This is a genomic window from Burkholderia sp. KJ006 (genome assembly GCF_000262695.1).
Lineage (GTDB): Bacteria > Pseudomonadota > Gammaproteobacteria > Burkholderiales > Burkholderiaceae > Burkholderia > Burkholderia vietnamiensis.
The window spans coordinates 2,945,668-2,958,709 of the sequence record NC_017920.1 but is presented as its reverse complement, the minus strand read 5'-3'; the positions used below and the strand labels follow the sequence as shown (position 1 = coordinate 2,958,709).

Genomic DNA, 13,042 nt, shown 5'->3' with positions numbered 1-13,042 from the left:
GCCAAAACGCGCCGCTCGCGTTGCCCGGCGCGGTGCGGCACGTGCGCGCACCCATCGATCTTCCCGATTGCTTTAAGGATACGCCAGGGTGAAAATGCGAATCGCTCTTAATATCAATCCGCTTCGGCATTTCACCTCATGATGCACATGAATCGTTTCGCTCTCGGTTTCGCCGTCGCCCTGCTCGGCGCATCGGCCAGCTCCGCATTCGCCGCCGACGACGTCGTCAACCTGACGTTGAAGGACCACAAGTTTTCGCCCGACGGCGTGACGATCCCGGCCGGCAAGCGCGTGAAGTTCGTCGTGAAGAACCTCGACGCGACGCCCGCGGAATTCGAGAGCGACGACTTCAAGGCGGAGAAGGTCGTGCCGGCCGGCAAGTCGGTCGAGATCCTCGTCGGGCCGCTGAAGGCCGGGACTTACGAGTTCCACGACGAGTATCACGAAGCGCAGTCGAAGACGCACCTCACCGTCAAGTAAGCGGACGCCGCCATGCTGTCAACTGCCCTGATCGTGTTCCGTGAAGTGCTCGAGGCCGCGCTCGTCGTGTCGATCGTGATGGCCGCCACGAAGGGCGTGCCGCGCCGCGGCTGGTGGGTCGGCGGCGGGCTCGTCGGCGGCGTGATCGGCGCGGGCCTGATCGCGGCGTTCGCCGACGCGATCTCGCAGTGGGCGTCCGGCATGGGGCAGGAAGTCTTCAACGCGGGCGTGATGTTCGTCGCGACGCTGATGCTGGCGTGGCACTGCATCTGGATGAGCCGGCACGGCCGTGAGATCGCGCTGCAGATGGGCGAGGTCGGCCGCGCGGTGGCGGCCGGCAGCCGGCCGCTGACGGGGCTCGCGATCGTGGTCGGCGCGGCAGTGCTGCGCGAAGGCTCGGAGGCCGTGCTGTTCCTGTACGGCATCGCGGCCGGCGACCCTGGGCAGACGCCGCAGATGATCGCCGGCGGCCTGCTCGGCGTGCTCGGCGGCGCGGGCCTCGGCTACGCGATGTACGCGGGCCTGCTGCAGATTCCGCTGAAACGCCTGTTCTCGGTCACCAACGTGCTGATCGTGCTGCTCGCGGCCGGGATGGCGAGCCAGTGCGTGGGCTTTCTGCTCGCCGCGGGCCTCGTGCCGTCGTGGGGCGATGCGGTGTGGGACACGTCGTGGCTGCTGAAGGAATCGAGCGTCGTCGGCAAGGCGCTGCATGCGCTGATCGGCTATACCGCGCGTCCGGCCGGCATCCAGATCGCCGCTTACGTCGCGACGCTGGTCGCGATCGTCGCGCTGGCACGGCTCGTCGGCCGGCCGCAGCCGGCCGTGCGGCCGCCGCGCGCCGCGGCCTGAATTTCCGCTATCCGCATGCAACAAGGGGCGTCGTCGACGCCCCTTGTTGCATGCGCCCGTCGTGCGGGCCGTTCACTGATGACCGTCGATCCACGCGCGGGCCCATTCGAGGCCGGCTTCGCGCGCTTCGTCCTCGGTATCGAACACGCCGAGCACGCCCGACGCTTCGACGAGCCGGTTGTTCTGCGTGATCGTGCCGCTCGCCGCGAACCGTTCGGGTTGCAGGATCTCGTCCTGCTGCAGGATCGCATGGCCCCAGATCTGGTAGCCGTGATAGGTCTGCGCTTCCATTATCGCGTCACCTCCGCGGAGCGGCTGCCGGTGCCGACGCGCAGCACGTTGCCGTCCGGCGTGTATTGCCGCGGGATGTCGGAGAAGCCAAGCGCGTGCTGCGGGTCCGGCGCGGCCGGCTGCATCACGGTGAGCCGGCCGGGCGCGGGCTGCGCGACCGGGCGCGGCGCGGCCGGCGCGTCGGCCGCCGCGGCAGGCGGTCGATGCGGCGTGGCTTTGACGGCTTGCGCGACGCGGCGCTTGTGCGGCTTGACGGAAGCCTTCGGTTGAGCGCTGGCGTGCTTTTCCGCGGTCTTGCCGCCGGCATGCGAGTCGGCACTGCTGCCGGTACGTGCGGTAGGCGTATGGGCATCCGCCGCGTGCGCGGCCGGCGTGCGCGCCTCGGGCGGGTTCCAGACCTCGACGTAGTGCTCGGCCGCCCAGCCCGTCGACGCGACGCTCAGCGCCAGCAATCCGCATCCAAACAGTCTTACCATGGTCTCTCCGTCAGTCTCGTCGGCGCGCCGGGCTGCGCTGCGCCGATTGCTTATTCCACCGTCACCGACTTCGCGAGGTTGCGCGGCTTGTCGACGTCGGTGCCGCGCGCGCACGCGGTGTGATACGCGAGCAGCTGCAGCGGCACGACGTGCAGGATCGGTGACAGCTGCCCGTAGTGTTCCGGCATCCGGATCACGTGCAGGCCGTCGTCGTTGACGATCTGCGTGTCGGCGTCGGCGAACACGTACAGCTCGCCGCCGCGCGCGCGCACTTCCTGCATGTTCGACTTCAGCTTCTCGAGCAGCGTGTCGTTCGGCGCGACCGTGACGACCGGCATCGCTTCCGTGACGAGCGCGAGCGGCCCGTGCTTCAGCTCGCCGGCCGGATAGGCTTCGGCGTGGATGTACGAGATTTCCTTCAGCTTCAGCGCGCCTTCGAGCGCGATCGGGTAATGCAGCCCGCGGCCGAGGAACAGCGCGTTTTCCTTGCGTGCGAATTCCTCCGACCACGCGATGATCTGCGGCTCGAGCGCGAGCACGCTGTTCAGCGCGGCCGGCAGGTGGCGCAGCTGCTTCAGGAATTGCGCTTCCTGCGCGGCGTCGACGTGCCCGCGCAGCTTGCCGAGCGTCGCCGCCAGCACGAACAGCGCGACGAGCTGCGTCGTGAACGCCTTGGTCGACGCGACGCCGATCTCGGTGCCCGCGTGCGTGAGGAACTGCATCTCGGTGAGCCGCACCATCGCGCTCGTCGCGACGTTGCACACGGCGAGCGTGTGCGTGTGGCCGAGCGACTGCGCGTGCTTGAGCGCCGCGAGCGTGTCGGCCGTCTCGCCCGACTGCGAGATCACGAGCACGAGCTGGCGCGGGTTCGGCACCGACTCGCGGTAGCGGTATTCGCTCGCGATCTCGACCTGGGTCGGGATCTTCGCGATCGATTCGAGCCAGTACTTCGCGGTGAGGCCCGAGTAGTAGCTGGTGCCGCACGCGAGGATCAGCAGGCTGTCGATGTTCGCGAACGCAGCGCTTGCCGCCGCGCCGAACAGCGTCGGCTCGAACGCTTCGGTTTGCGGCACCGTGTCGCTGATCGCGCGCGGCTGCTCGAAGATTTCCTTCTGCATGAAGTGGCGATAGGGGCCGAGCTCGACCGCGCCGCCGTACGCGCTGACCACGCGCGTCTCGCGCTCGACGAGCGCGCCGTGGCGATCGACGATCTTCACGCCGTCGAGCGACAGTTCGCAGACGTCGCCTTCTTCGAGGAACGTGAAGCGGTCGGTGCTGCCGGCCAGCGCGAGCGCATCGGACGCGAGGAAGTTCTCGCCGTCGCCGTGGCCGACCACGAGCGGCGAGCCCTGGCGCGCGCCGACGACGGTGTGCGGCTGATCCTTGTGCGTGACCGCGATCGCGTATGCGCCGTGCAGCTGCTGCACGGCCTCGCGCACCGCTTCGAACAGATCGCCGCGATACAGGCTGTGCACCAGATGCGCGATCACTTCGGTGTCGGTCTGCGACACGAACTCGTAGCCCTTCGCGCGCAGCGCGTCGCGCAGCGTCTCGAAGTTCTCGATGATGCCGTTGTGGACCAGCGCGAGCGCGTTCGACGAGAAGATCGGATGCGCATTCTGCGTGACGGGCGCGCCGTGCGTGGCCCAGCGCGTGTGCGCGACGCCGGTCGTGCCTTCGAGATGGGCTTCGTGGACCTGAGCGTCGAGATCGGCGACGCGCGCGACGCTGCGCGCGCGGCGCGGTGCGTCGGGTTCGAGCACGGCGACGCCGCACGAATCGTAGCCACGGTATTCGAGGCGCCGCAATCCTTCGATCAGCACCGGAACGATATTACGCTGCGCAACTGCGCCGACAATGCCGCACATGAGTCGTCAATCCCTGTAAGTCGAAGCGGGCGCCGTGCCGACGCCCGCCATAGGTGTTCAGCTTTTCTTCTTGACCGGGCGGACGTAGCCGCTCTTCGCGGTCTGCGTCTTCTCGTTCAATGCGAGCGTGCCTTCGGCGACGTCCTTCCAGACCGTCGTGCCGGCCGCGATCGTCACGCCCCGGCCGACGCGCACCGGCGCGACGAGCTGCGTGTCCGAGCCGACGAACACGTCGTCCTCGATCACGGTGCGGAACTTGTTCGCGCCGTCGTAGTTGCAGGTGATCGTGCCCGCGCCGATGTTCACGCGCGCGCCGATGTCGGCGTCGCCGATGTAGGTCAGGTGGTTCGCCTTCGAGCCGTGGCCGATCACCGCGTTCTTCACCTCGACGAAGTTGCCGACGTGCGCTTCGTCCGCGAGCTGCGCGCCGGGGCGCAGCCGCGCGTACGGGCCGATCACGGTGTTCGCGCCGAGCTGGGCGCCGTCGATGTGCGTGAACGCGTCGATGCGCGTGCCCGCGCCGATCGACGCGTTGCGGATCACGCAGTTCGGGCCGACCGTCACGTCGTCGGCGAGCGTCACGTCGCCTTCGAACACGCAGTTCACGTCGATCGACACGTCGCGGCCGCAGCGCAGCGTGCCGCGCACGTCGACGCGCGCCGGATCGGCCAGCGTGACGCCTTCGACGAGCAGCGCATCGGCGACGTTGCGCTGATGGATGCGCTCCAGCTCCGCGAGCTGCGCCTTGCTGTTCACGCCGAGCGTTTCCCAGTCGTCGTCGGGCTGCGTGGTGACGATCTCGAAGCCGGCCTCGATCGCGAGCTCGACCACGTCGGTCAGGTAGTACTCGCCCTGCGCGTTCTCGTTCTTCAGCGCGCCGAGCCACATCGACAGCTGCGCGGTCGGCGTGACGATGATGCCGGTGTTGATCTCGGCGATCTTCAGCTGCTCCGGCGACGCGTCCTTCTGCTCGACGATGCGCGTGACGAAGCCCGCCGCGTCGCGCACGATGCGGCCGTAACCGGTCGGATCGTCGAGCGTGACGGTCAGAATCCCGTAGCGGCCGTCGTGTGCCGCGTCGACCAGACGCTTGAGCGTCGTTGCACGCGTGAGCGGCACGTCGCCGTACAGCACGAGCGCCGGTTGCGCGGGATCGAGCAGCGGCAGCGCCTGGCGCACCGCGTGGCCGGTGCCGAGCTGCTCGGCCTGCACCGCGAACTGCACGTCGGGCGCGGCGACCGCGGCCTGCACCTGCTCGGCGCCATGCCCGACGACGACGACGAGCCGGGACGGCTGCAGCGTGCGCGCGGTAGCGATGACGTGGGAGAGGAGCGGCCTGCCGGCCAGGGGATGGAGCACTTTCGGCAGCGCGGAACGCATGCGCTTGCCGGTGCCTGCCGCCAAAATCACGATATTCATGGCGCCAGCTTGTCAGAGGAGTTCGAAGCCGTCCATTTTAGCATGCGGCCCCTGGCGTCCCGGGCCTGTCGCGGCGCGGCGACAGCGCCGCAACGGGCGCTCGCGCGCCGTCGCGACGCGCGTTCCGGCCCCTGCTTACAGGTCGTCGAACTGTACGATGGAGATCGGCCGCGCGGCGCCGCTCGTCGTGTTGCCCGCCGCGTTGCCCGCGGCATCGCCGGACGCGCACGGCTCCTCGTCGAACGCGATGTCGCCCAGCGGATCGGCCACGCCGGTCGCGCGCAGCGACGCGAACGGGAACAGGCCGGTATCCATCAGGTGCGACGGCACGACGTTGGCGAGCGCGCTGAACATGTTGTCGACGCGGCCCGGGAAGCGCTTGTCCCATTCGCGGATCAGCGCCTTCATTTCCGCGCGCTTCAGGTTCGGCTGGCTGCCGCACAGGTTGCACGGGATGATCGGGAATTCGCGCAGCTCGGCGTATTTCTCGAGATCGGTTTCCTTCACGTACGCGAGCGGGCGGATCACGACGTTCCTGCCGTCGTCCGACTGCAGCTTCGGCGGCATCCCCTTCAGCTTGCCGCCGTAGAACATGTTCAGCAGCAGCGTCTGCAGGATGTCGTCGCGGTGATGGCCGAGCGCGATCTTGGTCGCGCCGAGCTCGCCGGCCACGCGGTACAGGATCCCGCGGCGCAGCCGCGAGCACAGCGAGCAGGTCGTCTTGCCCTCCGGCACGAGCCGCTTGACGATGCTGTAGGTGTCCTGGTTCTCGATGTGGAACGGCACGCCGATCTGCGTCAGGTATTCCGGCAGCACGTGCTCGGGGAAGCCCGGCTGCTTCTGGTCGAGGTTGACCGCGACGATGTCGAAGTCGATCGGCGCGCGCTCGCGCAGGCGCAGCAGCACGTCGAGCATCGCATAACTGTCCTTGCCGCCCGACAGGCAGACCATCACCTTGTCGCCGGCCTCGATCATGTTGTAATCGCCGATCGCCTGGCCGACCTGGCGCGCGATCCGCTTGAACAGCTTGTTGTTTTCGTACGCTTCCTTCTGCTCGCGGCGCGTCAGCGCGCGGCGGCCGGAGTCGGCGGCGATGGCTTCGGTGGCGGCGCCGTCGGCCGCCGTGTCGTTCGTTTGGGGGGCGTTCATGCGCGCTCCTCGTCCTTGATGCGAAAGACTTCGACGCCGACGGCGTCGCAGTCCGGATAGGCGTCCGGTTTCTCGGTACAGACGCGTACCGCGCGCACGGCATCGTGCGCCAGCAGGGTCGCGGCGATCGCGTCGCACAGCGTTTCCTGCAGATGGATGTGGCCGCGCGCGAGACATTGCGCGACGCTTTGCTTCATCAGATCGTAGTCGACGACTTCATGCAGCCGGTCGTCGATCGGGGTCGACTGCGCGAGCGGCACGAACAGGTCGACGTTGATGACGACGCGCTGCTCGCCGCGCTTCTCGTGTTCGAAGGCCCCGATGTTGATGTGCACCTCGTAGTCGCGCAGGTAGAGCCTGCGGCAGTCCGCGAGGCGGGGGTGCAGGAGAGCGGAAAACATGGTCGTCCCAGTCAAATTGGCGTGCGCACACGCAAAGCGGCGCGGGCGGCGGCCCGCGGGCCGCACGCTCGCGCGCGATTCATTCATTCGGGCCGGCGTCCGGCGGCACCAGGTGCTCGCCGCCGTCGACGGTCAGCGTCGCGCCCGTGACGCCGGGCGCGCTCGCCAGATAGCAGGCGGCCGCCGCGATGTCGTCGGCCTGCGGCGCGTGGCCGCGCACCAGTGCCGCGACCCGCACCTTCGGCGCGAGCGACAGCGCCAGCGCGGCGGTCGCGCGGTTCAGCGCGGCCTGCATCAGCGCATGCGAGAACTGCGCGGGCGCCGGGTGAAACAGTGCCTGATCGAGCACGTGGATCGCGCACGCGCGCAGCGCCTCGTCGTCGCGCGCCGCGTCGGGCGTCGCGTCGGCGAGCGCGCGGGCCAGCGCGAGCGCGGCCGTCACGTTGCGCGCGAGCGCGCCGGCCAGCGCCGCGCCGTCGGCCGTGTGCGCGTCGTCGGCGCCCGCGCACGCGCTGACGAACACTGCGCACGCCGGGCGGCCCAGCGCTGTGCAGCACGCGGCGACCAGCCCGCCGGCGTCGGCCTCCCGCGCCAGATCGGCGTCGAGCACGACCGCGCGGCGGCCGCGCGCGGCGACTTCGGCGATCAGCGCGTCGGCCGCCGCACGCGGCGCGCCGGGGCTGCGCTGCAGCGCGACGTCCCAGCCGCGCTGCGCGAATTGCGTCGCGAGCGCACGGCCGAGCGTGGCGGCGTCGGCCGCGCTGCCGAGCGCGCCGGCGACGAGCGCGATGCGCGGGGGCGACGTATCGGCTGAAACGGTCATTTACAATGCCGGGATGAACCCGAAAGCTCACGAACCCGCTAGTTTACCTGCTCCCGGCCCCGACGCGCTCGCGCAGTCCGAAACCCTTGCCGCGCAACTGCGCGACGAGATCGCGGCGGCCGGCGGCTGGCTGCCGTTCGATCGCTTCATGGAGCGCGCGCTGTATGCGCCCGGCCTCGGCTATTACAGCGGCGGCGCGCGCAAGTTCGGCCGCCGCGCCGACGACGGCAGCGACTTCGTGACGGCCCCCGAGCTGTCGCCGCTGTTCGCGCAGACGCTCGCGAATCCGGTCGCGGACGCGCTCGCGGCGAGCGACACACGTCGCGTGATGGAATTCGGCGCGGGCACCGGCAAGCTCGCGGCCGGGCTGCTCGCGGCGCTCGACGCGCTCGGCGTCGAGCTCGACGAATACCTGATCGTGGATCTGTCCGGCGAGCTGCGCGAGCGGCAGCGCGAGACGATCGCGGCCGCCGCGCCGGCGCTCGCCGGCAAGGTGCGCTGGCTCGACGCGCTGCCGGAGCGCTTCGACGGCGTCGTGGTCGGCAACGAGGTGCTCGACGCGATGCCGGTGCGCCTGTTCGCGAAGGCGGGCGACACGTGGCTGGAGCGCGGCGTCGCTCTCGACGCGCGGCACGCGTTCGTGTTCGAAGACCGCCCGGCGGGCGCGGCCGGCGTGCCGGCGGTGCTCGCGACGCTCGACGTCGGCGACGGCTACGTGACCGAGACGCACGAAGCCGCGCTCGCGTTCACGCGCACCGTGTGCACGATGCTCGCGCGCGGCGCGGTGCTGCTGGTCGACTACGGCTTTCCGGCGCACGAGTACTACCATCCGCAGCGCGAGCGCGGCACGCTCATGTGCCACTACCGCCACCACGCGCACGACGATCCGTTCCTGTATCCGGGGCTGCAGGACATCACCGCGCACGTCGAATTTACCGGCATCTACGAAGCCGGCATCGCGACAGGCGCGGACCTGCTCGGCTACACGTCGCAGGCGCGCTTCCTGTTGAACGCGGGCGTCACCGACGCGCTGGCCGCCATCGATCCGTCCGATATCCGCGCCTTCCTGCCGGCCGCCAATGCGGTGCAGAAACTGATTTCGGAAGCGGAAATGGGCGAGCTGTTCAAGGTGATCGGCTTCTCGCGCGGCATCGACGGCACGCTCGACGCGTTTGCGCGCGGCGACCGCTCGCACGCGCTCTAAAGGGAGCCGGCGATGCTGCGCTGGCTGATGACGTCGTTCGTCGCGGTGATGATCCTGACGCGTTGCTGGCCGTGGCTCGGCAAGCTGGGCGTCGGGCGCCTGCCGGGCGACGTCACGCTCACACTGGGAGGCCGGCGCTACCCGTTCCCGTTCATGTCGACGCTGGTGCTGACGATGCTTCTGTCGATGGTCGCGCGGCTACTGTGAGCGGCCCGCAACGGCGGCGGCGCGCCACGGCCGGAGTCGTGGCGCGCGCGTGACGGTTGGGTTGGTTGCGGCGCGTGAGTCGAAGCTCGAGGTTCAAACTCGAGGTTCAAGCTCGCGGATCAAAGCGCACACCTCAAAGCTCGATCTCGCCGAGGATCCGGTGCGCGAGCGCGATCGCTTCCTCGAATGCCTCTTCCTCGCTCGTGCTCGTCGTATGGACGTCGTAGCGCATGTTCTCGGTCTCGCTGCCGTCGTCCCGGGCGAGGATCACGTAGCCCTGGAACTGACCGTTGGCGGCGTGGTGCGTATGCGCCTTGGCCGTGTAGATGCCTTTCGTGAACGTGTTCGTGTCCATCATCGTGCCTCTCCCGCAGTAGGACGCCTCATCGTAGCACTGCGGCGCAGCATGTACAGCGCCGCGAAACGGCGACCGATCGACGCGTCGCCGGTGCCCCGTCCGCGCCCCGTCACGCGTCATCGTTCGAGCAGCGCCACGACCTCGTCGAGCGTCGGCGCGTGGGCGCCCGTATGCCGGCACGCTGCCGCGCCGGCCGCGAGCGCGAATGCGAGGTGCTCGCGCCACGAACGCTGCGGCGCGGCCATCAGGCTGAACAGCATCCCGCCGATCGACGCGTCGCCCGCACCGACCGTATCGACCACTTCGACGCGCGGCGGGCTTGCCTCGAGCACGTCGTCGCCGGCGTAGAGCGTGGCCGCTTGCGCGCCGCGCGTGACGAACACCGCCGCACGCGGGTTCAGCGCGCGCACGGCGGCGATCGCATCGGGGCCGTCGCCGCCGAACAGGTGGCGCAGGTCCTCGTCGGACACCTTGATCAGGTCGGCGAGGCCGGCCATCTTCTCGAGCGTCGGCCGATACGCGGCCGTCATCAGGTTGCGGTAGTTCGGATCGAAGCTGATCTTCACGCCGCGCGCGTGCAGCTGCGCCGCCAGCGCGACCAGCGTGCTCGCGAGCGGCTCGCGCACCAGGCTGATGCAGCCGAAGTGCGCCCACTTCACGTGCTCGGCCCAGCCCTGCGGCAGCCGCGCGGGATCGAACGCGAGGTCCGCGCTCGCGTCGCCGATGAAGAAGTATGCGGGCGGGCGCGTCTCGTGCACGATCGCGAGCAGCGGCGCACGCGGCACGCGCTGCAGGAACCGCAGGTCGAGGCCGGCGGCCTCGCTCGCGCGCCACAGCACGTCGGAGAAGCAGTCCTCGCCGATCGCGCCGGCCAGCGCGCTCGGCAAGCCGAGCCGCGCGACCGCGCGCGCCACGTTCCAGCCGGCGCCGCCCGGCACCGAGGTCCATTGCGCGTCGCCTGCGCGCACCATGTCGGTCAGGATGTCGCCCGCCGACACGAAAGCCGGGAAGGTGCCGCCGCTCATTGCGTCGTCTCGCTGCGCGCCGCGCGCGCCAGGGTCGCGAGCACGTCGTAGCACGCGCCCATCGTGTGATAGTCGGTCTTGCCGGCCGGGCTCTTCTCGTCGCTGTACTTGCGGTTGTCGCAGGTGAGGATGCGGTACCACGCGCCGTAGCGGTGATCGACGAAGTGCGCCCAGCTGTAGCGCCAGATCTCGTCGTACCAGTCCCAGAAACGCTCGCTGCCGGTGCGCGCGCCGAGCATCGCGGCCGCCGCGAAGGTCTCCGCCTGCACCCAGAAATACTTGTTGTGATCGCAGATCGTGAAGTCGGGGCCGAAGCCGTAGCAGAGGCCGCCGTGATCGGCGTCCCACGCGTGCGCGAGCGCCGCGTCGAACAGCTCGGTCGCGCGCGGCACCAGCCAGTCGAGCGGCCGGTGGCGCTCGAGGATCAGCAGCAGCTTCGCCCATTCGGTCTGGTGGCCGGGCTGGAAGCCCCACGGCCGGAAGATGTTCGAGCTGTCTTCCTTGTTGTAGTCCCAGTCGACCGACCAGTCCGCGTGGAAGTGCTCCCACACGAGGCCGCCCGACAGCGCCGCCTGACGCTGCGTGATGTGGCTCGCGACCTTTTCCGCGCGATCCAGATACGTGAGATGGCCGGTCGCCTCGTACGCGGCGAGCAGCGCTTCGGTCATGTGCATGTTCGCGTTCTGGCCGCGGTACGACGATACGTGCCAGTTCGGCGTAGCGTCGTCGGCATAGAGGCCGGCGGCGGCGTCCCAGAAGCGGTGCTCGGCGAGCTCGAAGGTCGATGCGATCAGCGCGCGCGCTTCGTCGATGCCCGCCATCGTCGCGTGCGCGGCGGCGAGCAGCACGAACGCGAGCCCGTAGCAGTGGCGTGTGGCGTCGAGCGTGGCCTGCTTGCGGCCGTCGCGCCACTCGAGTTCCCAGTCGTAGCCCTGCAGCGCGTCGTCCCAGTGCGCGTCGCGCAGGAAGCGCAGGCCGTGGCGCGCGTAGTCGAGGTGGCGCGTATCGCCGAAATGCCGGTAAGCCATCGCGTAGTTGTAGACGAACCGGCAGCTGCTCACCAGATGCCGCGACGTGGGGTTGTAGATGCTGCCGTCGTCGCGGAAATAGTGGTGGAAGCCGCCCGTCGGGTCGAACGCGTTCGCCGCGTAGAAGCGCAGCGTGTCCTCGACGTGCGACAGCAGGAACGACGGATCGCGGAAGCTCGCGACGAACGGCGCCGCTTGCGCGTGACCGGCCGGCGCGGCCGGAGTGGGTTGGACCGGAGGCATGTTCATGATTCGTGGACCGTGGCGGTATCGAGTGCCGGTGAGCCGGCGGGCTGGCTGCTGGCCCGCACGATCAGCTCGACGGGCAGGGAGATCTCGGTGTGCTCGGGGGCTTCCGCGAGCAGCAGTTCGACGCCGCGGCGGCCGAGCGCTTCCTTGTCGACGGCGAGCGTCGTGAGCGGCGGGTTCGCGTGCGCGGCGGCCGGGATGTCGTCGAAGCCGACGATCGCGATGTCCTGCGGAATCCGCAGGCCGCGCGCGATGCAGACGCGCTGCGCGGCGAGCGCGGCGGCGTCGTTGTATGCGAACACCGCGTCGGGGCGCGGGCCGGGCGCGTCGAGCAGTTGCTCCATCGCGCGCGCGGCGCCGGTGTCGGGGTCGAGGCCGGCGTCGATCGTCACTTCGTAGGCGGGATCGAACAGCTTGCCGGCCTCGAAGAACGCGCGCCGATAGCCGATCGCGCGCTGCGCGATGCTGTAGTGCGCGGCCGAGCCGCCGATGAACGCGATGCGCGAGCGGCCGGTGGCGAGCAGGTGGCGCATCGCGAGCGCGGCGCCGGTCGCGTTGTCGATGTTCACCGAACGCAGGCCGGGCGCCCACAGGTCGATCAGCACGAGCGGCCGGCCGGTCGCCGCGAGCGCCTCGATCGTCTCGGGCTCGATGAAGCCGGCCACCGCGATCGCGTCGGGCGCGTGCGGACGCATCTGGCGCAGCACGTCGTCGTTCGGCCCGACCGTGAGCAGCGTGGGTACGATGCCGCGTTCGCGACAGGCGTCTTCGACGCCGTGCAGCACGTGCGAGAAGAACGGGCTCGCGGGAAAGCGGTTGTGCTGGCGATGCAGCAGGAAGGTGAGCCGGCGGATGCGCGGCCGCAACTGCGCCTGGTCGTAGCCGAGCCGGTGCGCGATTTCGACGATGCGCGCGCGCGTGGCCTCGGACAGGCCGGGCTGGTTTTTCAGCGCGCGCGAGACGGTGCCGATCGAGACCTCTGCCGCCCGCGCCACGTCGCGAATGGTGGTGCCCATCGTTCGGGTCCGGTTTGTTTAGGGTGAAGGCGATTGTATAGTAAAAATCCGGGCGCAATTCGGGCCGGATAACCGGGGAATACCCGGAAATAACGGGTTTTTAGGTTGCTAATCTGCGAAAACGACGTAACTAAAAATACTAAACAAAACGCGGGAAAGGCAAGGTTGGTGTGGGGCGGTGTTGCGGTGCGCGGGTGGT

At 69.5% G+C, this 13,042-nt stretch carries 15 protein-coding genes; 4 read left to right on the top strand and 11 right to left on the bottom strand.

What is annotated here, in order from left to right; genetic code table 11:
• Positions 1-147: 147 nt before the first annotated feature.
• Positions 148-480 carry a cupredoxin domain-containing protein gene (locus MYA_RS13335; protein ID WP_041493992.1) on the top strand — a complete coding sequence of 111 codons (333 nt, stop codon included), beginning with the start codon at positions 148-150 and terminating at the stop codon, positions 478-480.
• A gap of 12 nt (positions 481-492) precedes the next feature.
• On the top strand, positions 493-1,329 hold the full coding sequence (locus MYA_RS13330) for an FTR1 family iron permease (RefSeq protein ID WP_014723785.1): 837 nt from the start codon (positions 493-495) through the stop codon (positions 1,327-1,329).
• A gap of 72 nt (positions 1,330-1,401) precedes the next feature.
• Here MYA_RS13330 and MYA_RS13325 read toward each other — a convergent pair whose 3' ends face one another.
• The 7 genes from MYA_RS13325 to MYA_RS13295 form a co-directional block, all read right to left on the bottom strand.
• Positions 1,402-1,620: a hypothetical protein gene (locus MYA_RS13325; protein ID WP_011886225.1), complete on the bottom strand. Its 219-nt coding sequence runs from the start codon at positions 1,618-1,620 to the stop codon at positions 1,402-1,404.
• A complete protein-coding gene (locus MYA_RS13320; RefSeq protein ID WP_014723784.1) occupies positions 1,620-2,096 on the bottom strand; it encodes a hypothetical protein in 477 nt (158 codons plus the stop codon). The genes MYA_RS13325 and MYA_RS13320 overlap by 1 nt, the downstream gene beginning before the upstream one ends.
• A gap of 50 nt (positions 2,097-2,146) precedes the next feature.
• The gene (glmS, locus tag MYA_RS13315) at positions 2,147-3,964 is read right to left on the bottom strand and encodes a glutamine--fructose-6-phosphate transaminase (isomerizing) (RefSeq protein ID WP_014723783.1); all 1,818 of its coding nucleotides are present in this window, start codon (positions 3,962-3,964) and stop codon (positions 2,147-2,149) included.
• A 57-nt stretch (positions 3,965-4,021) separates the two neighbouring features.
• Positions 4,022-5,383, bottom strand: coding sequence for a bifunctional UDP-N-acetylglucosamine diphosphorylase/glucosamine-1-phosphate N-acetyltransferase GlmU (glmU, locus tag MYA_RS13310; protein WP_014723782.1), 1,362 nt, complete (start codon positions 5,381-5,383; stop codon positions 4,022-4,024).
• A gap of 135 nt (positions 5,384-5,518) precedes the next feature.
• Positions 5,519-6,532 carry a tRNA 2-thiocytidine(32) synthetase TtcA gene (gene ttcA / locus MYA_RS13305; RefSeq protein ID WP_014723781.1) on the bottom strand — a complete coding sequence of 338 codons (1,014 nt, stop codon included), beginning with the start codon at positions 6,530-6,532 and terminating at the stop codon, positions 5,519-5,521.
• Positions 6,529-6,933, bottom strand: a complete 405-nt coding sequence (locus MYA_RS13300) for a dihydroneopterin aldolase (protein ID WP_034192505.1) — start codon at positions 6,931-6,933, stop codon at positions 6,529-6,531. The genes ttcA and MYA_RS13300 overlap by 4 nt, the downstream gene beginning before the upstream one ends.
• A 79-nt stretch (positions 6,934-7,012) precedes the next feature.
• On the bottom strand, positions 7,013-7,756 hold the full coding sequence (locus MYA_RS13295; RefSeq protein ID WP_014723779.1) for an SDR family oxidoreductase: 744 nt from the start codon (positions 7,754-7,756) through the stop codon (positions 7,013-7,015).
• Positions 7,757-7,769: 13 nt separating this feature from the next.
• Here MYA_RS13295 and MYA_RS13290 point away from each other — a divergent pair, with 13 nt between their 5' ends.
• Entirely contained in the window at positions 7,770-8,960 is a 1,191-nt protein-coding gene (locus MYA_RS13290; RefSeq protein ID WP_041493909.1) for a class I SAM-dependent methyltransferase, read from the top strand.
• Between the two features lie 12 nt (positions 8,961-8,972).
• Entirely contained in the window at positions 8,973-9,167 is a 195-nt protein-coding gene (locus MYA_RS13285) for a DUF2905 domain-containing protein (protein ID WP_011886217.1), read from the top strand.
• A gap of 133 nt (positions 9,168-9,300) precedes the next feature.
• On the opposite strand, the gene MYA_RS13280 is transcribed toward MYA_RS13285, so the two are convergent.
• The 4 genes from MYA_RS13280 to MYA_RS13265 form a co-directional block, all read right to left on the bottom strand.
• Positions 9,301-9,522, bottom strand: coding sequence for a hypothetical protein (locus MYA_RS13280; protein WP_041493908.1), 222 nt, complete (start codon positions 9,520-9,522; stop codon positions 9,301-9,303).
• A gap of 119 nt (positions 9,523-9,641) precedes the next feature.
• On the bottom strand, positions 9,642-10,550 hold the full coding sequence (locus MYA_RS13275) for a carbohydrate kinase family protein (protein WP_014723776.1): 909 nt from the start codon (positions 10,548-10,550) through the stop codon (positions 9,642-9,644).
• Entirely contained in the window at positions 10,547-11,827 is a 1,281-nt protein-coding gene (locus MYA_RS13270; RefSeq protein WP_041493907.1) for an AGE family epimerase/isomerase, read from the bottom strand. The genes MYA_RS13275 and MYA_RS13270 overlap by 4 nt, the downstream gene beginning before the upstream one ends.
• Positions 11,824-12,843, bottom strand: a complete 1,020-nt coding sequence (locus MYA_RS13265) for a LacI family DNA-binding transcriptional regulator (RefSeq protein ID WP_014723774.1) — start codon at positions 12,841-12,843, stop codon at positions 11,824-11,826. The genes MYA_RS13270 and MYA_RS13265 overlap by 4 nt, the downstream gene beginning before the upstream one ends.
• Positions 12,844-13,042 lie beyond the last annotated feature (199 nt).